Source organism: Streptomyces sp. NPDC030799 (assembly GCF_055572255.1).
The window spans coordinates 687,969-705,549 of sequence record NZ_JBVIDS010000002.1; the positions used below are offsets into that span (position 1 = coordinate 687,969).

Below are 17,581 nucleotides of genomic sequence, written 5' to 3' on the forward strand. Positions count from 1 at the left end.
TCTGTTCATCTCCGCCTCATCGCACCGGTATGGACCCCGAGCGCCACCGCGGGCACCCTGGCGCGCGGTGTGCCGCAGGGGCACTCCGCTGACGAGGACGGGGCCAATGACACCGATCAGCCGAAGAGGCTTCGTGGGGCTCGGTGCCTCCGTGGCGGCGGGTGCGGCGCTGGGCGCCGGCACACTCCCCCGGAGCCCGAATGCGCTCGCTCCGGGAGATACGGCCATGACCGCGGCCGCCGCGACCACGGCGACCGGCACGATCAAGGATGTGCGGCACGTGGTGATCCTCATGCAGGAGAACCGCAGCTTCGACCACTACTTCGGCCGTCTGAAAGGCGTGCGCGGCTTCGACGACCGCAGCGGCATCACCCTGGGCGGCGGCCACCCGGTCTTCAACCAGCCGAACGGCACGGGCCGCCAGTACCCGTGGAAGCTCAGTGCGACACCGCCGGCCGGCGGCAAGGACGGGGAGACCCTGGCCCAGTGCAACGGCGACCTGCCCCACTCGTGGTCCTCGCAGCACTCGGCCTGGAACAAGGGCCGCATGGACAACTGGGTCGCGGGCGTCGGCAGCGTCCGCTCGCTCGGTTACCTGGACCGCTCCGACATCCCCTTCCACTACGCGCTCGCCGACAACTACACCGTCTGCGACGCCTACTTCTGCTCCGCGCTCAGCGCGACCGGCCCCAACCGCACCTACCTGTGGAGCGGCAAGGTCGACCCCTCCTCCTACGACGGCGGCGACGAGTCCGGCCTGACCTGGCAGAACTACGCCGAGGCGCTGCAGGCCGCCGGCGTGACCTGGGAGGTCTACCAGAACGCGGCCGACAACTACGGCGACAACGGCTGCGCCTACTTCAAGAACTTCACGAACGCCAAGGCGGGCGACCCGCTGTACGACCGCGGCATGTCCTCGGTACCGAAGACGACCGGCTCGACCCCCGACGACATCGCCGCGGCCATCAGGGCCGACGTCGTCGCGGGCACCCTCCCGCAGGTCTCGTGGATCGTGCCCAACCAGGCCTTCTCCGAGCACCCCTACGCCCCGCCCGGCGACGGCGCCCACTTCGTCAGCCTCGTCTACCAGGCCCTCGCCGCCGACCAGGACGTCTTCGACTCGACGGTCCTGTTCCTCAACTACGACGAGAACGACGGCTGCTTCGACCATGTGCCCCCGCCGGTGCCCCCCGCCGGAACACCCGGGGAGTTCCTCAACGGCGTGCCGTACGGCTTCGGCTTCCGCGTCCCGATGATCGTGATCTCGCCCTGGACGCGCGGCGGCTGGGTCTCCTCCGAGGTCTTCGAGCACACCTCGGTCCTGCGCTTCCTGGAGACCTGGACGACCGCCCTGGGCAAGCCCGCCAAGTGCCCCAACATCAGCGACTGGCGGCGCAGAGTCAGCGGCGACCTCACCGGCGTCTTCGACTTCGCAGCCCCGGTCCACGGCCCGGTCTCCCTGCCCGCGACCGGCGTCATCGGCATCGGCACCTGCGGTCCGCTGCCCAACCCGGTGCCGACGGACAACGCCCTGCCCGCCCAGGAGCCCGGCACCCGTCCGGCCCGCGCGCTGCCCTACCAGCCGAACGGCTACCTGGATCACCTGGAGTTCGGCGCCGCCGGCAAGATCCTCGCCTGGTTCACCATGACCAACCAGGGCGGCCCGGCCACCCGCGCCGCCCACTTCTCCATCCACCCGAACGCCTACCGGGACACCACGCCCTGGCAGTACACGGTCGACGCCGGCGGCACCGCCTCCGACTCCTTCAGCATCGGCACGGGCTACGGCGGCGGCAAGTACGACCTGACCATGGTCGGCCCCAACCGCTTCCTGCGCCGCTTCCAGGGCGACGCCACCAAGGCCGGCAAGGCGGTGGAGGTGAGCACCCGGTACGCGGTCGAGCCGGGTACGGGCAAGCTCGCCGTCTACTTCAGGATGACCAACTCCGGTACGTCGTCGGTGAAGTTCACGATCACCTCGCACCACTACCGCAGCGACGGCCCCTGGACCTACACCGTCGCCGCGGGCGCCTCCACGGAGGACTTCTTCAACGCCGTCGCCCATCAGGACGGCTGGTACGACTTCACGGTGACCGTCGACTCCGACGCGACCTGGTCGCGCCGGTTCACCGGGCACCTGGAGACGGGTGCCGCGAGCGTCAGCGGCTGACCCCGGCGTACAGGTCCGGGCGCGGGGCGAGGCCGACGGCAACCCGGCCGCCGCTCTCCAGCGCCCGGACCCCCGCCTCGGCGACGACCGACGCCGCGTACCCGTCCCAGGCACTCGGACCGGTGACCTCGCCACGCCGGGTGGCGTCGACCCAGGCCTGCACCTCACGGTCGTAGGCGTCGGCGAACCGGACGAGGTAGTCCTGCGCCACCTCCTCGCGGGCGCCGCCCGCGGTGGTGACCACCATGGTGTGCTCGTCACCGATGCGTGCGCTGCCCTTCTCGCACACCGCCTCGCAGCGCACCTGGTAGCCGAAGCCGCAGTTCACGAAGACCTCGACGTCGACCAGCGCGCCCCCCTCGGTCTCGAACAGCACGAACTGCGGGTCGAGCAGGCCCTCGGGGGCGCCGGCGGACGGCGTGGGGCGCAGCACGGTCACCGCCGTCAGTTCCTGCCCGAGCAGCCAGCGCGCCGCGTCGATCTCGTGCGAGACGGAGCTGTTGATCAGCATGGCGCTGGTGAAGTGACCGGGGGAGGAGACGTTGCGGTGGATGCAGTGCAGCATCAGGGGCCGGCCGAGGCCGCCGTCGTCCAGCAGCGCCTTCAGGCGGCGGTACTCGGTGTCGTAGCGGCGCATGAACCCGATCTGCGCCAGCCGTCGGCCCAGCCGTGCCTCGGCCTCCACGACCCGCAGGGCTCCGGTGGAGTCCGGCACCATGGGCTTCTCGCACAGCACCGGCATGCCACGGGCGAAGGCGGCGAGCAGGGCCTCCTCGTGCGCGGGCCCGGGAGAGGCGATCAGCACGGCGGCGACACCGGGCGCGTCGAGCGCGGCGAGGGGGTCCGGGTGCACGGTGACCCCGACGAGGCCGGCCACCACGTCCTTCGCCCGGTCGACATCGGGGTCGGCCACCGCCGCGACCCTGGCGCCGCTGACCACCTGGTCGAGACGTCGTATATGGTCGGCCCCCATGTGGCCGGCGCCCAGTACCGCCACTCCCAGCAGGTCACCCATGTGTGCGCTCCCTCTCGCCGGCGATCACGGCGGTAGCGTACGCCGACGAGAGAGCGCTTCCTCGGGGTGCCCCGCCGGGGCACCCGTTGCCGCAGGGGGCCTCAGTACCGCAGGACTCCCGCGATACCGTTCGCGTCAGCCAGCGTGCCGTCGGGCACGAAGCGGACGTCGGCGCCGGTCTCCAGGCACTGCTCGACGATCTCGTCCACGATGTCGTCGCGGGCGTCCAGATCGCCGGGCTCGGCCGGCACCAGATGCTCGCCGAGGTCGCGGACGGTCGGCCGGAAGTTCTCCTCCACGGCGAGCAGCCGGACCCGGCCCTCGCGGGCGCTCTGCCACAGCTCGTCCAGACCGGCCGCGAAGGTCCGATGACCGCGTGCCGAGATGAGCTCCCGGACCACGTCCGTGGTGTCCTTGCGGGCCTCGGCCTCCAGTACCGGCCGCAGCGCCTGCCACACCGCCTCCGGACCGGCGTGCGCGAGGCCGCCGTGCGGGACGTGGACGGCGGCCTTGGCGACACTGCCCACCTCGTCCAGCAGGGACAGCGCCGCCTGATCGCCGGTGACGTACACGGGCCGGGGCTGGTCGCGCAGGACCGTGTTCATGGCGGTGTCCGCCTCACGCAGGAACTGCCGGGTGCCCTCGTCGCTGAAGACGCTCGGCAGGCCGCCCGTGCGCATCTGGCGCTCCGGATCGAAGTTCTCCTGTCTGCGCTCCAGCGGGAAGCCGCCCGAACGGACCTGCACCACGCGGTCGTCGCCGCCGCTCCACAGGGTGACGCGGTCCGCGGAGAGAGACAGCACCCAGAAGGGGCGTCCGGCGGCCTGTGCGGCGACCAGGTTGCGGGTGAGGAAGGTGTCCGAGAGCACCACCCGCTCGGGGACGGTGCGGGCCAGGGACCACACCTGGTGCTCGCCGGGGGCGGCGAAGATCACCAGACCGTCCTCGGCGTGTGCCAGATCCACTTCCGCCAGCGCCCGGTCGAGCTGCGCCACGACCTCGTTGCGCCGCTCGCGGGTGACCGCGGGGTCCGACTCCAGGCGCCTGCGGGCCTCGCTGACCACATTGCGCAGCCGGACGGGATCCTGGCCGTTCTCGGGTTCGCGGCGATGCGTCGGGGTCAGCACCGACACCGCCGGATACGGACGCGGGCGCCGGAGTTCGGCGAGGGTCGCGGGACTCAGTGCGTGCTCCATGACAGCACGATAGGTCGGATTCACATGTCCGGCATTCGGGGTAATCCACACCTGAGGTGCCCGCGGATCTCCTTGCCGCACCACGGTGACGCCACGCCCCTCGGACCGTTACGGTACCGGCCAGTAACCCGATCGCGCCGCACCCCGGAGGCCTGACATGCCGCAGCTCGAACTCGACGGAGCGGCCCTGACGTACGACGACGAGGGTCCCCGTGACGCACCGGAGGTGCCCCTCGTGTTCGTCCACGGCTGGACCGCCGACCGGCACCGCTGGGACCACCAGATCGCGCACTTCTCGCCGGGGCGACGGGTGATCCGGCTGGACCTGCGCGGGCACGGCGAGAGCACCGGGGCCGGGGTGCGCACCATCGCCGAGCTGGCCCAGGACGTCCTCGCCCTGCTCGATCACCTGAAGGTCGAACGGTTCGTGCTGGTCGGCCACTCGATGGGCGGGATGATCGCGCAGACCATCGCCCTGGCCCATCCCGAGCGGGTGGAGCGGATGGCACTGGTGTGTTCCATCGGCCGGATGACGTACAGCCGTGGCCGGGGGCTGCTCATGGCCGCCTCCACCCTCGTGCCGTACAAGCTGTTCGTCGCTGCCAACATCCAGCGTGCCTTCGCGCCCGGCTATCCGCGTGAGGAGATCCGCGCGCACATCCGTGCCTCCGCCGCGACCCCCCGCGAGGTCGTGATGACGCTGTACGGCGCGATGCGTGCCTTCGACGTCCTGGACCGGGCCGGTGAGATCCGTACGCCCACCCTGATGGTGCACGGATACCACGACGTGCAGCTGCCGGTGCGGCAGATGCTCCGGATGGCCAAGGCCTACCCGGACGCCGTCGTGCGGATCCTCGACGCGGGCCATGAACTGCCGCTGGAGAAGCCGGCCGAGCTGACCGCCGTGCTCGATCGATTTGTGTCCGATCGATTCGTGACCGAAAAAGCCTGATCTCTTGCGGCGTTTGGGGAAGTTTTTGCCCGTGGCCGGTTCCTGGCGGGACCGGCCCGGTGGCATGGGGTGCGCGGGGTGTCGCGCGAGCAAAGCGCGGCCGAAACCACGGGGGCGGGGGAGGCCGTCCGTGTTGCCGCCGCGTTGACTGCCTCGGGCAACTGACGGAGGGTGGCCATATAGGTGCTAGATACAACCGGTTTGCCCGGCCAGTGCCTGGTTCACCTGGGGAAGCCGAGGTGGGCGCGGGAACCGGCCGCGAGCCGGAGGCAGGAGGTAGCGCATGTGCGGCATCACCGGATGGGTCTCCTTCGACCGTGACCTCACCGCCGAGGCCCCCACCTTGCATGCGATGACCGAGACGATGGCCTGCCGCGGCCCGGACGACCGCGGCACCTGGGTCCAGGGCCCGGCCGCCCTCGGACACCGCCGGCTCGCGATCATCGACCTCCCCGGCGGCCGGCAGCCGATGTCCCTCGACACCGCCGAGGGGACCGTGGCCCTGGTGTATTCCGGAGAGGCGTACAACTTCACCGAGCTGCGCCGGGAACTGGAGGGCCGAGGCCACCGGTTCACCACCGACTCCGACACCGAGGTCGTGCTGCGCGGCTATGTCGAATGGGGAGACGCGGTCGCCGAACGGCTCAACGGGATGTACGCGTTCGCCATCTGGGACGGCCGTCACGACAAGCTCGTGATGATCCGCGACCGCATGGGCATCAAGCCGTTCTACTACCACCCCACCCCCGACGGCGTCCTGTTCGGCTCCGAGCCCAAGGCGATCCTCGCCAACCCGCTCGCCCGCCGGAGGGTCGCGCTGAACGGGCTGCGGGAACTGTTCGTCCTCATCAAGACGCCCGGACACGCGATCTGGGACGGCATGCGCGAGGTGGAACCCGGAACGGTCGTCACCGTCGGCCGCTCCGGCCTCGCCACCCGCGTCTACTGGCGTCTTGAGACCCGTCCGCACACCGACGACCGCGACACCACCATCGCCACCGTGCGCTCGCTGCTCGACGACATCGTGCGCCGCCAGCTGGTCGCCGACGTCCCGCGCTGCACCCTGCTCTCCGGCGGCCTCGACTCCTCCGCGATGACCGCGATCGCCGCCCGGCAACTCGGCGAGCAGGGCGAGAAGGTGCGCAGCTTCGCCGTCGACTTCGTCGGCCAGACCGACAACTTCGTCGCCGACGAACTGCGCGGTACCCCCGACACGCCCTTCGTGCACGACGTCGCCGAACTGGCGGGCACCGACCACCAGGACATCGTCCTCGACGCGCAGTCCCTCGCCGACCCCGCCGTGCGCGAGCAGGTGATCCGCGCCCGCGATCTGCCGACCGGCTTCGGTGACATGGACGCCTCGCTGCTGCTGCTGTTCCGCGCCATCCGCGAGAAGTCCACGGTGGCCCTGTCCGGTGAGTCCGCCGACGAGGTCTTCGGCGGCTACCTGCAGTTCTTCGACGAGGAGGCGCGCCACGCCGACACCTTCCCCTGGCTGACCAGCATGGGCCGGCTCATGGGCGACGACGCCGAGGTGCTGCGCGCCGACCTCGGCAAGTGTCTGGACCTGGAGGGGTATGTCGCCGAGGGCTACCACACCGCCGCCGCCGCCGTCGAACGGCTCGACGGCGAGAGCGACTTCGAGTACCGGATGCGGCGGATGAGCCATCTGCACCTCACCCGCTTCGTCCGCGCGCTGCTCGACCGCAAGGACCGGATGAGCATGGCCGTCGGTCTGGAGGTCCGGGTGCCGTTCTGCGACCACCGGCTGGTCGAGTACGTCTACAACGCCCCCTGGGCACTGAAATCCTTCGACGGCCGGGAGAAGAGCCTGCTCCGGGAAGCGGCCGCGGACGTCCTACCGCGCTCGGTGTACGAGCGGGTCAAGAGCCCGTACCCGTCCACGCAGGACCCGCGGTACGCCCGAGCCCTCCAGGAACAGGCCAAGGAGCTGCTGTCCCGGCCCTCCCACCGGGTGTTCGACCTCGTCGACCGCGACCGGCTGCGCCGGGCCGCCGAACGCGAGGAGCCGGTCAGCACCCAGGCGGCCCGGCGAGGCCTGGAACGCACCCTGGACCTCGCACAGTGGCTGGAGCTCTACACTCCCGAGGTGACGCTCAGCTGAGGCCGATGGCCCGGTCCGCGGCCGCCGCCGTGGGCTGCCACCACGTCGTCACCGGCTCCCACACCAGAACCTGCTTGCCGGTGCCGAGCCGCGCGGCGGTGAAGGAGCGGCCCCAGTGCGCGGCCGAGGCGGCCACGGTCACGGTCTCCACCCGGCGGGCCTCGGGGTCCGCCGGGTCACCGATGGTCCGTACGTCGGCGTAGGCGGTACGGCCCGCCGCGAGCCGGTGGTCGCCGGTGCCGCCCTGCGGTGTCGGCAGGGCCGCACCGTCCAGGTCCCCGAAGGTCACCGTGGGCACACGGTCGACGACGCACGCGCGGGTGCCGCGGTTGGTGACGCTCATGCGCACCACGGTCGGGTCACCGGCCACGGCCTTCGCCCGGACCGTCAGCGCCTTCTCGGCACAGCGGACGGGCCGGGCGTGGTCGGTGGCGGCCTGGCTCTGCGGCGCGGTCAGCAGCAGCACCGCCGTGGCGGCGGAGGCGGCGGAGGCGGCGGGTACGGCGATGGCGGCGCGGATGCGCATGATGGGCTCCCCTGTGGTGGTCACGTACGGGATGCGGCGGCCGAAGTGCGCCTGCCCAGGGAGACGGCCGTGATGCGCGCAAGGTTGTGCCGGATTCGCACCTGATACCCGGTTGCGTCGCCGCTGTCATCAGTCGGCGGTGTTCGCGGAGCTGCTCCAGTCGTCTCCGTCCGCCGGGCAGGAGCTGCCGCTCGGGGGCAGGGTGCCGTAGAGGAGGAAGTCGTCGACCTTCCGGTGGACGCACTTGGAGGAGCCGTACGCGGTGTGGCCGTCGCCCTTGTTGTCGAGCACCACGGCCGACGGGCCGAGCCGTGCCGCCGTCTCCACGGTCCACCGGTAGGGCGTCGCCGGGTCGCCGCGCGTGCCCACGAGCAGCATCTTCGCCGAGTGGACGTCCTTCACCCGGTCGCGGATGAAGTCGGTGCCCTTGGGCCAGCCGTAGCACATGAGCAGCTGGGTGAGCCGGTACCGGCCGAAGACCGGCGATGCCTTCTCGTACGCCGACCGCAGGCTCCGGAGGTCCTTGGTGATCCGGTCCGCGTCGGGCCGGTCGGGGTCGTCGGCGCAGTTGACCGCCATCAGCGCGGAGGCCAGGTTGTCCGACGGGACGTTCTGCGGATCGACGAGGCCGCCGTTCTTCGGGTGCCCCTCGCGGGGCGGAGCGGCGCCGCCGTCGGCGAAGTTCAGCACGCCCCGCGTGTCGCCGTCCTCCGTCAGCGAGGCCAGGGCGCGCTCCAGGGCGGGCCACAGGTCCCTGCTGTACAGGGCCTGGCCGATGGCCCCCACCAGGTCCTGTCCTGAGAACGTGCCACCGAAGTCCATCGGGAGCGGGTTCTCGTCGAGCGAGTGCACCAGCCCGGTGACCTGGTCCCCTGCCGCACGCCGGTCCCGGCCGAACGGACAGGCGACGTCCGTCGTACACCAGTCCAGGAAATCGTCCAGCGCGGTCTGCTCGCCCTGGGCACCGGCCACCCCCTGCTCGGACAACGGCTCGGTCAGGGTGTCCACGCCGTCCAGGACGAGCCGGCCGACCTTGTCCGGGAACTGCGCCGCGTACACCGCGCCGAGCCGCGTTCCGTAGGAGAAACCGAGGTAGTTGAGCTTCTTGTCGCCGAGGGCCTGCCGGATGACGTCCAGGTCGCGGGACGCGTTCACGGTGCCGATGTGCTGCAGCACCGGGCCGGAATGCCGGGCGCAGTCGTCGGCGGCCTTCCGCAACTTCGTGAGCAGTGCCCGTGGATGGGCGAGGTCGGCGTGGGCGCCCGTCGCGACCGCGGCGTCGTCGCCGCCCTCGCCGCAGCTGACGGGGGAGGACCGGCCGACGCCGCGCGGGTCGAAGGTGACCACGTCGTAGCCGTTGGTCAGGTCCATGAACTCCTTGCTGCCGGAGGCGAGTTCGGGTATGCCCGCGCCGCCCGGGCCGCCGAAGTTCAGCAGCACCGAGCCCTGCGGTGTGCCGGTCGCCCGATAGCGGGCCAGGGCCAGGTCGAGGGTGCCCGCGCGGGGCCGGGCGTAGTCGAGCGGGACGGTGACCTTCGCGCACTGGAGGTCTTCCGGCATGTCCGGGCCCTTGCAGGCCGCCCACGTCACCTTCTGCCGGTAGAAGCGGGACAGGTCGGGTTGCGGCTGCGGCCGGTCGGCGCGGGGGAGCCCGGCTCCGAGCAGGGCCAGGGCGAGGGCTCCGGCGCCCGCGCAGCGCCGCACGGTGGGCCGTCTGGACAGCTTGGCCAGCATCGATCGCCTCCCGGGACGCCTGTCGCGGACCGGGGGACGGCGCCCTGGACTCACCATAAGCGGGCCCCGGGGGACCCGCCTCCGGGCGAGCGGGACGGCGCCCGGTGCCGTACCCTTCGCGCCCTCCATGCCCGTTGGCGATCATTGAGCGGCTTTACATGCAGTTCGATAACAGTGTCGCTCGACGGGGTGAAAGACCGATAAGCCATAACTCGGATGGTTCGCCTGCGTTCTATGTGGTGCGGGTGAGTGCCCGCGACGACGTCTGGAAGGCAGGGAACCAATGAGACGGGCTACCCGAAACGGTGTGATCGCCGTCGCCGCCGCCTCCGGGGCGATGGCCCTTGCGATGCCGGTGTCCGCCGCCTTCGCGGCCGACGGCGCGGGCGCCGACGGCTCCGCGGCCGGCTCGCCCGGGCTGATCTCCGGCAACGGCATCCAGCTCCCGGTGCATGTGCCGGTCAATGTGTGCGGCAACACCGTGAACGTGCTGGGGCTGCTCAATCCGGCGGCCGGCAACGCCTGCGCGAACCGCGGCGCCGGCAAGGGGGGGTCCTCCACGTCCCGCGGGGCGTCCGCCCACGGCGGCGCGCAGGACTCGCCCGGCGTGCTGTCCGGCAACGACGTCCAGCTCCCCGTCGACCTTCCGGTCAACGTCAGCGGCAACAGCGTCAACGTGGTCGGAGTGGGCAACCCGGCCCAGGGCAACCAGTCCGTCAACGGCGAGGCGCCCGGCACCCCCCGCCGTCCGCGCACCCCGGCCCCCAGGCCACCGGCCCCCACGAAGCACCGGCCCAGCCCGCGCGCACATCCCGTCGCGCAGTCGGCGGCGCTGGCCCACACCGGAATGGACGTGACGGCCCCGGCCATCGCCGGCAGCGCCACGCTCCTCCTCGCGGGTACGGCCCTCTACCGCCGCTTCCGCTCCGGTCGCACCAGTTGACCCGCCGCCCCTGAAAGGGCCCCACCGGACGCAGGCCCGGTGGGGCCCCGAAGACGGACCCGGGGCAACTGCTGCAGCCGGCCGGGCTGTTGCCGATCACCCTGTTCGGTCAGTCCGGCGCATGCCGCGCCAGGTGACAGCCAGGCCCGCGCCGATCGCGAGGCGGCGGGCGGCACGGTACGGCAGTGGCCCCCTGGGTGAGTTCGGCGATGTCGCAGTCCTCCAGAGGGACGCCACCGAGCCCGTCCGGCTGTGGCGAGGTCGCCGCCCACGATGCGAGTGCTCTCGAAGTCGAGCCGGGCGCGTCCAACGGCTGATCCTGCCGTGGCGCGGCCCCCGTTGATCCGCAAGGATGCGGTACGGCAGTCCGGTCCCGACGGAAAATGGAGCGCATTGATGACCTCTGCGACCCCCCACGACCTCGTCGTCACGCAGGCCACCCTCACCGACTGGCCGGTGATCGCCGGGTGGGCGGCGGCGGAGGGCTGGAATCCCGGACTGTCCGACGGACCCGCGTTCTTCGCACAGGACCCCGAGGGGTTCTTCCTCGGCCGTATCGACGGGGAGCCGGTCTCGGCCATCTCCGTCGTCAACTACGGCGCGGACTACGCCTTCCTGGGCTGCTACCTCGTCCGCCCGGATCTGCGCGGCCACGGCCACGGCCTCACCACCTGGAAGACCGCCCTCGCCCACGCCGGCGACCGTACCGTCGGCCTGGACGGCGTCGTCGCCCAGCAGGACAACTACCGCCAGTCCGGGTTCGAACTCGCCTACCGCACCATCCGGTTCACCGGCACCGCCCCGCAGAGCGAGACACCGGCCGGAGTCCGTCCGGCCGGCCTCGCCGACCTCGCGGCGATCACCGCCTACGACAGCGCCTGCTACCCGGCGGACCGTCCGCGCTTCCTCGCCGAGTGGCTCACCGGCCCCGGCCACCGGGTCTTCGTCCGCCAGGACGGCGCACGCCTCACCGGGTACGGCGTGCTCCGCCCCGGCCGGGACACCCTGCGCATCGGACCCCTCTTCGCGGACACCGCCGACGACGCCCGTGTCCTGTTCGCCGCCCTCACGGCCGACGCCGCCGGACGCGAGATCGCCATCGACGTGCCCGAGCCCAACACGGCCGGCGTCGCGCTCGCCGAACAAGCCGGACTCCGGGCGTCGTTCGAGACCGCCCGCATGTACACCGGGCCGGTGCGCCCTTACGCCCAGGACCGCGTGTTCGGCGTCACCACGCTCGAACTGGGCTGACACGCAGGCCCGGGGCTGTGTTCGCGCTGCGGCTCCACCCGTGGGCGGCGGGCCGGGCAACCGCTCCAGGGGTACATGCGGTAATCCCGTTGCCCGGGCCGGGACGTTCCTGGTGAGCTGGGCCCATGGATCACTCGGCAGTGCTCGCCCGCTACGACCGTGACATGCGCGAGAACGCGGTTCCCGACGGCCCCGGTGCCCGGATCGAGCGGTCCGGTGCGGTCGTGCGTCAGGTCGCGGACGCGTACGGCTGGAACGGCGTGCTCTGGTCCGACCTGGACCGGACGAGTGCGGAGCAGGTGATCAGGGACCAGATCGTCCATTTCACCGGCCTCGGCCGCGACTTCGAGTGGAAGCTCTACAGCCACGACCGGCCGGAGGATCTCGGTGCCCGGCTCACCGCCGCCGGGTTCCGGGCCGAGCCCGCGGAGACGCTGCTGATCGGCGAGGCCGACCGGCTCGCCCTGGACGCCGAACCGCCCGCGGGCATCCGTCTCCTGCCGGTCACCGACCCGGCCGGCGTCGACCTCGTCGTGGGCGTCCACGAGAAGGCGTTCGGCGACGACGCCACCCGGCTGCGGCACCGGCTGCTCGCCCGTCTGGCCGCCGACCCCGGCACGGTCGTCGCCGTGGTCGCCCTCGCCGGGGACGAGCCCGTCAGCGCCGCCCGGATGGAGCTGGTGCCCGGCACCCCGTTCGCCGGGCTGTGGGGCGGCGGCACCGTCGAGGCCTTCCGGGGCCGGGGCATCTACCGTGCCCTGGTCACCCACCGCGCCCGCGTCGCCGCCGCCCACGGCTACCGTTACCTCCAGGTCGACGCCTCATCCATGAGCCGCCCGATCCTCGAGCGCCTCGGCTTCCAGGCGCTGAGCACCACGACGCCGTACGTGTACGGCAGCTGACCGCCGCACGTCAGCGACGCACGCGGGCCCGGTCCAGCGCGGCGACACCGAGTGCGGCCAGGGCAATCTGGATGAACCACTCGATCCAGTCCGGCCCCTTGGTCTGCGCGACCCCGAACCCGGCGGCGATGGCCGAGCCCAGCAGTGCGGCCACGATGCCGACCACGATGGTCCACAGAATGCCGATGTGCTGGCGTCCGGGGACGACCAGGCGTCCCAGGACACCGATGATGATGCCGATGACAAGGGCACTGATGATGCCTGATATCTCCATGTCCACCCCTTTTCGTGGTGCCTCCCGCTCATCGTCTGCCCGCTGTGAGCGAAGCCAGTCCGCTCGGCTCGTTGCCGGGACTTTCTGTTCATCCGACCTTCATGCCATGTACCTTTCAACCATTCCACGCGTGTAGAACCCTCAAGCGGGCTCTACGCGCGCAGACTTGGCGCCCGCACCGCCTCTCCCCACCCCTCATGGAGGTTCGCCGGATGCTTGGATCCAGGAGATCCCGTCCCAGACTCACCACCGCCCTGGCCGGATTCGGGCTGCTGCTCACCGGAGCCGCGGTCCAGGTCGGCAGCGGCACCGCCGCCCACGCGGCGACCACGCACCGCATCCTGTTCGACAACGCCCACGCCGAGACGGCCGGCAACGCCGACTGGATCATCTCCACCAGCCAGCCCGACCCGCTCGGCCAGGACTCCTCCCCGTCGGCCGAGACGGACTGGACCGGCGCCCTGTCCTCCTGGGGCGTGGCGCTGCAGAAGACCGGCGACTACAGCCTGAAGACGCTGCCCTCGGGCTCCAGCCTCAGCTACGGCGGCTCGTCCTCGACGGACCTGTCGAACTTCGACACCCTGGTCCTGCCGGAACCGAACACGTCGTTCACCAGCGCCGAGAAGACGGCGATCATGAACTTCGTGAAGAACGGCGGCGGTCTGTTCATGATCTCCGACCACACCGGCGCCGACCGCAACAACGACGGCCAGGACGCGGTCGAGATCCTCAACGACCTGATGACGAACAACAGCGTCGACTCCACCGACCCGTTCGGCTTCTCCATCGACTCGCTGAACATCACGTCCGGCTACCCGGCGGCGATCAGCGACAGCACCGACCCGGTCCTGCACGGCTCCTTCGGCACCGTCACCAAGAGCCTGATCGCGAACGGCACCACGGCCACCCTCAAGCCCGCCGACAACTCCTCCGTCAAGGGCCTGCTCTACCGCAGCGGTTACTCCGGTAACACCGGAGCCTTCTTCCTCACCAGCACCTTCGGCAGCGGCCGGGTCGCCTTCTGGGGCGACAGCTCCCCGATCGACGACGGCACCGGCCAGTCCGGCAACACCCTGTACGACGGCTGGAACGACTCCGGCGCCACCAACGCGGCCCTCGCCCTCAACGCCACCGCCTGGCTCGCCGGTTCGGGCACCAGCAGCGGCGGTGGAGGCGGCGGCACCGGCAGCTGCACCGCCGGCCAGCTGCTGGCCAACCCGGGCTTCGAGTCCGGTGCCACGTCCTGGAGCGCCTCCAGCGGTGTCATCGACAGCGACACCGGTGAGGCCGCCCGCACCGGGTCCTACAAGGCCTGGCTGAACGGCTACGGTTCCGCCCACACGGACACGCTCTCCCAGTCGGTGACCGTCCCGGCCGGCTGCACCAGCGCCACCCTGTCGTTCTACCTGCACGTCGACACGGCGGAGACGACCACCTCGACGGCGTACGACACGCTCAAGGCGCAGGTGGTCAACAGCAGCGGAACGGTGCTGTCCACGCTCGCGACCTACTCGAACCTGAACGCGGCGAGCGGATACACCCAGCGCAGCTTCAACCTCGCGGGCTACGCGGGCCAGACGGTCACGATCAAGTTCACCGGCACGGAGGGGTCCACCCTCCAGACGTCGTTCGTGATCGACGACACCGCGCTCAACGTGAGCTGAACCATGCGGGGGCGGGCCGTCCGGGCCCGCCCCCGCCCGGTCAGGCCGCCGGTACCGTGATCTGGGGTGTGTTCCAGCCGGAGACCCGCACGCCCGGCGCCGAACCGTGCAGATCGGCCGTCCGGCAGGTGGCGGTCAGCGTCACCGACTCGCCCGGCCACAGGCTCACCTCGTTGTCCGACCAGCGCACCGGCAGCACCGGCTTGCCCTGCCCGTCCACGAGGTGGACGTCCGTCAGCAGCGCCGGGGTCGCCCCGCCGCCCGTGTTCCGCAGGGTGACCGTCGTGGTCGACGTGCCCTCCGACGACTCGGTGGCCGCCGTCGCCGAGACCGGAACCCGCGCCATCGAGGCGAGCCCCTTGAGGTCGGCGTAGCTCGTCGTCGGCGTGTAGTACCAGGTGGTGCCGTTCCAGTCGAGGGTGTCGGGCCGGGTGGAGAGCCAGTACACGTTCCGGCTCACCTCCTTGCCGTCCGCGTCCGTCAGGACCAGCCGGAGCAGATACGTCGACGACAGTCCGCTCACCGAGGACGGCAGGGCGAGGACGGTGCCGTGCGCCCCGTCGCCGCTCACCGTCAGCCCGGTGACGGTCTTGTCGTACCTCTGTGTGCCGTCGGGGTCGTAGAGGGTGGCGTGTGCGCTGAGCCCGGTCGCGGAGGCGTGCCGGTGGTTGACGACGACGACCGAGCGGTCGTCGTAGGAGTACTGGATGTGCAGCGGTTCGTTCGCCTTCTTCGCGCCGAAGTAGGCCCCGCCCTGGTCCAGGTAGCGGTCCATCAGCTGCCAGTGCAGTGAGGTCCAGCCGCTGTTGAACATCCAGTGGATGACGCCGGTGGAGGGGGCCGAGGAGTCCGTGGCGTTGCGGTCGTACGCCTCGAACTGGGCGCGGACGTTCTCGTACTGGGCCAGCTGGGCCTTGCGGACATAGTCGGCGAGGCTCGTGGGGGCGCCGTAGCGGCCGGTGAGGGCGGCGTCGTAGATCTTGAGCGTGCCGAAGGTCGGGGACGGCGAGCGGTGGTACTGCCTGGCGTCCGGGTCCTTCCAGAGGGTGTCCAGTTCGGCGGGGGTCATCATGCGGCGCAGCGTGTCGAGGGTGGGGATGCTCGGCCCCGCGCTGGTCTCGGAGTTGAAGCCGGTGGCCCCGCCCTCGCGTTTGGCGTACCAGTAGCCGGGCGGCACCCAGTCGTACGGCCCGGTCATCTTCATGCCCGAACCGCCGAGCTGCGGCGAGGACTTCTCGGAGGCGGCGGGGACGACAGGAGCGGTCCAGTCGGCGGCCTTCAGGGCGTCCAGGTAGGTCTTCTCGATCCTCGCGTCGGGTGCGAAGTCGCTGCCGATCAGGAAGGAGATCACGCTGGGGTGGCCGCGCAGCCGGGCGGCCTCTGCGGCCATGGACGCCTTCGCCACCGGGTAGTCGGCCTCGGTCCACTGGTCGCCGGTCTCGCTGCCGTTGACCTGGCCCTCCCACTTGTCGCAGCACTCCCAGCCGGGCAGGGTGAGCACGCCGTAACGGTCGGCCAGGTCGAAGAACTCGTCCGGCTCCAGGTGTCCTTCCAGGCGGATCGTGTTCAGGCCCAGGTCGAGGGCGTACTTCAGCCGGTCCTCGACATAGGTGCGGTCCCAGCGCAGGAACTCGTCCGGCGACCAGCCGCCGCCCTTGATCAGCAGCCTGCGGCCGTTGATCCGGTACTCCCTAGCCCCGTCGGCGTTCAGGGGGGCCCGGACGTCACGGATGCCGAAGGTCTCGTGCGCGGTGTCGGACGTCGTACCGGCGACGGACGCGGTGAGGGCGAGGTCGTACAGCGGCTGCCCGCCCATCCCGGCCGGCCACCACACCTTCGGCGAGGTGACGCGCAGGCCCGGGGTGTCGGCGGGGGAGAAGGTGACGGTCTTGGTCTCGTGGGCGGCGAGCGGGACCTGCCGGGTGAACGTCGTCGCGCCGATGCGTCCGGTGACCTCGGCCGTGACCGCGGTGCCGGTGTCATTGCGGGCCTGCACCTTCACGGTGAGGTCGGCGGAGGAGAGCGACGGCACGGCCAGTTCGGTGACGACATGGGCGTCGCGCAGCGCCACCGGGCCGCCCCGGCGCACCACGACGTCCCGGACGATGCCCATGTTCCGGTCGGCCGGCGGCTGGAGCCAGTCCAGCCAGCCCATGGTGAGGTGCTTGCTCGGTTCGTTGGGCTGGACACGGAAGGCGACCGCGTTGGTGCCGGGCCGGACCAGCGAGGTGATGTCCAGCTCGTGGTGCGGGTAGACGCCGGTGACCTCCGCGGCCTTCGCCACCTGGTGGCCGTTGACATGGACGTCGGCCGCCGAGATCACCCCGCTGAAGTCGAGGAAGGTTCGCCGGGTGGTGTCCTCGACCGTGAAGTCGGAGCGGTACCACCAGGGGACCTGGAAGTCCGCCTTCGGGATCTTCTGCTGGTTGGTGGAGTAGAACGGATCGGCGTACACGCCGTCGGCGAGCAGCGCGGCCAGGACCGTCGACCGGGGGCCCGCCGGAAACCAGCCCCTGGCCGGATAGCCGGGCGAGGATACGGCCGCCGGTGAGTCGCTCACCTTCGCCGAGGACTGGATGGCGTATCCGCCGAGCGGGGTGCCGGTGCCGGCCGCCGAGGAGACGCGGGTGGCCGGGACGGGCCCGTGCGGCACCGCCGAAGGCCGGGCGCCGGCCCAGGCACCGCTGGTCAGGGAGCCGAGCAGGCCGAGCACCAGCGCGGTGACGGCGTACCGGCGGGCGGGGGCGGGGCGAGGGAACATGGCAGCAGCACCGGCCTCGTAAAGTTAGGAAACTTTACTAACCTGCCTCAAGCTAGGGTGCCGCGCGG

13 protein-coding genes are annotated in these 17,581 nt (G+C 71.4%); 7 read left to right on the forward strand and 6 right to left on the reverse strand.

Translation table 11 applies throughout. The features are described from left to right. The first annotated feature begins 106 nt into the window (after positions 1-106). Positions 107-2,170 (forward strand): phosphocholine-specific phospholipase C, encoded by a 2,064-nt coding sequence (locus tag ACZ41I_RS06980; RefSeq protein ID WP_468513375.1) that lies wholly within the window; start codon positions 107-109, stop codon positions 2,168-2,170. Here the strand turns inward: ACZ41I_RS06980 and ACZ41I_RS06985 are convergent. Both ACZ41I_RS06985 and ACZ41I_RS06990 read right to left on the reverse strand, forming a co-directional pair. Beyond that, positions 2,160-3,185 (reverse strand): Gfo/Idh/MocA family protein, encoded by a 1,026-nt coding sequence (locus ACZ41I_RS06985; protein ID WP_468513376.1) that lies wholly within the window; start codon positions 3,183-3,185, stop codon positions 2,160-2,162. The genes ACZ41I_RS06980 and ACZ41I_RS06985 overlap by 11 nt on opposite strands. 101 nt (positions 3,186-3,286) lie before the next feature. Then, positions 3,287-4,381 carry a baeRF3 domain-containing protein gene (locus ACZ41I_RS06990; RefSeq protein ID WP_363219272.1) on the reverse strand — a complete coding sequence of 365 codons (1,095 nt, stop codon included), beginning with the start codon at positions 4,379-4,381 and terminating at the stop codon, positions 3,287-3,289. A 157-nt stretch (positions 4,382-4,538) separates the two neighbouring features. Between ACZ41I_RS06990 and ACZ41I_RS06995 the strand changes: the two genes are divergently transcribed. After that, positions 4,539-5,333, forward strand: coding sequence for an alpha/beta fold hydrolase (locus ACZ41I_RS06995; protein WP_399762574.1), 795 nt, complete (start codon positions 4,539-4,541; stop codon positions 5,331-5,333). A 283-nt stretch (positions 5,334-5,616) separates the two neighbouring features. Beyond that, the gene (asnB, locus tag ACZ41I_RS07000) at positions 5,617-7,458 is read left to right on the forward strand and encodes an asparagine synthase (glutamine-hydrolyzing) (RefSeq protein ID WP_468513377.1); all 1,842 of its coding nucleotides are present in this window, start codon (positions 5,617-5,619) and stop codon (positions 7,456-7,458) included. Here the strand turns inward: asnB and ACZ41I_RS07005 are convergent. Beyond that, positions 7,451-7,984 (reverse strand): DUF4232 domain-containing protein, encoded by a 534-nt coding sequence (locus ACZ41I_RS07005; RefSeq protein WP_468513378.1) that lies wholly within the window; start codon positions 7,982-7,984, stop codon positions 7,451-7,453. The two genes, asnB and ACZ41I_RS07005, sit on opposite strands and share 8 nt — an antisense overlap. A 129-nt stretch (positions 7,985-8,113) precedes the next feature. Further along, a complete protein-coding gene (locus ACZ41I_RS07010; RefSeq protein ID WP_468513379.1) occupies positions 8,114-9,718 on the reverse strand; it encodes an alpha/beta hydrolase in 1,605 nt (534 codons plus the stop codon). Positions 9,719-10,025: 307 nt separating this feature from the next. Here ACZ41I_RS07010 and ACZ41I_RS07015 point away from each other — a divergent pair, with 307 nt between their 5' ends. From ACZ41I_RS07015 to ACZ41I_RS07025, 3 genes are all read left to right on the forward strand, one after another. Beyond that, on the forward strand, positions 10,026-10,661 hold the full coding sequence (locus tag ACZ41I_RS07015) for a chaplin (RefSeq protein WP_468513380.1): 636 nt from the start codon (positions 10,026-10,028) through the stop codon (positions 10,659-10,661). Between the two features lie 396 nt (positions 10,662-11,057). After that, on the forward strand, positions 11,058-11,912 hold the full coding sequence (locus tag ACZ41I_RS07020) for a GNAT family N-acetyltransferase (protein WP_468513381.1): 855 nt from the start codon (positions 11,058-11,060) through the stop codon (positions 11,910-11,912). Positions 11,913-12,037: 125 nt separating this feature from the next. Next, positions 12,038-12,814 (forward strand): GNAT family N-acetyltransferase, encoded by a 777-nt coding sequence (locus tag ACZ41I_RS07025; protein WP_468513382.1) that lies wholly within the window; start codon positions 12,038-12,040, stop codon positions 12,812-12,814. Positions 12,815-12,824: 10 nt separating this feature from the next. On the opposite strand, the gene ACZ41I_RS07030 is transcribed toward ACZ41I_RS07025, so the two are convergent. Beyond that, entirely contained in the window at positions 12,825-13,088 is a 264-nt protein-coding gene (locus ACZ41I_RS07030) for a GlsB/YeaQ/YmgE family stress response membrane protein (protein ID WP_399762562.1), read from the reverse strand. Positions 13,089-13,300: 212 nt separating this feature from the next. Here ACZ41I_RS07030 and ACZ41I_RS07035 point away from each other — a divergent pair, with 212 nt between their 5' ends. After that, positions 13,301-14,752, forward strand: a complete 1,452-nt coding sequence (locus ACZ41I_RS07035; protein ID WP_399762560.1) for a hydrolase — start codon at positions 13,301-13,303, stop codon at positions 14,750-14,752. A 40-nt stretch (positions 14,753-14,792) separates the two neighbouring features. Here the strand turns inward: ACZ41I_RS07035 and ACZ41I_RS07040 are convergent, their stop codons facing one another. Beyond that, on the reverse strand, positions 14,793-17,513 hold the full coding sequence (locus ACZ41I_RS07040) for a glycoside hydrolase family 2 protein (protein ID WP_468513383.1): 2,721 nt from the start codon (positions 17,511-17,513) through the stop codon (positions 14,793-14,795). Positions 17,514-17,581: the final 68 nt, after the last annotated feature.

What these genes read in the sequence shown, in the direction of transcription:
- ACZ41I_RS06980 (WP_468513375.1), top strand. Translation starts at nt 107, where the DNA reads ATGACACCGATCAGCCGAAGAGGCTTCGTGGGGCTCGGTGCCTCCGTG.
- ACZ41I_RS06985 (WP_468513376.1), bottom strand. Translation starts at nt 3,185, where the DNA reads ATGGGTGACCTGCTGGGAGTGGCGGTACTGGGCGCCGGCCACATGGGG.
- ACZ41I_RS06990 (WP_363219272.1), bottom strand. Translation starts at nt 4,381, where the DNA reads ATGGAGCACGCACTGAGTCCCGCGACCCTCGCCGAACTCCGGCGCCCG.
- ACZ41I_RS06995 (WP_399762574.1), top strand. Translation starts at nt 4,539, where the DNA reads ATGCCGCAGCTCGAACTCGACGGAGCGGCCCTGACGTACGACGACGAG.
- asnB (WP_468513377.1), top strand. Translation starts at nt 5,617, where the DNA reads ATGTGCGGCATCACCGGATGGGTCTCCTTCGACCGTGACCTCACCGCC.
- ACZ41I_RS07005 (WP_468513378.1), bottom strand. Translation starts at nt 7,984, where the DNA reads ATGCGCATCCGCGCCGCCATCGCCGTACCCGCCGCCTCCGCCGCCTCC.
- ACZ41I_RS07010 (WP_468513379.1), bottom strand. Translation starts at nt 9,718, where the DNA reads ATGCTGGCCAAGCTGTCCAGACGGCCCACCGTGCGGCGCTGCGCGGGC.
- ACZ41I_RS07020 (WP_468513381.1), top strand. Translation starts at nt 11,058, where the DNA reads ATGACCTCTGCGACCCCCCACGACCTCGTCGTCACGCAGGCCACCCTC.
- ACZ41I_RS07025 (WP_468513382.1), top strand. Translation starts at nt 12,038, where the DNA reads ATGGATCACTCGGCAGTGCTCGCCCGCTACGACCGTGACATGCGCGAG.
- ACZ41I_RS07030 (WP_399762562.1), bottom strand. Translation starts at nt 13,088, where the DNA reads ATGGAGATATCAGGCATCATCAGTGCCCTTGTCATCGGCATCATCATC.
- ACZ41I_RS07035 (WP_399762560.1), top strand. Translation starts at nt 13,301, where the DNA reads ATGCTTGGATCCAGGAGATCCCGTCCCAGACTCACCACCGCCCTGGCC.
- ACZ41I_RS07040 (WP_468513383.1), bottom strand. Translation starts at nt 17,513, where the DNA reads ATGTTCCCTCGCCCCGCCCCCGCCCGCCGGTACGCCGTCACCGCGCTG.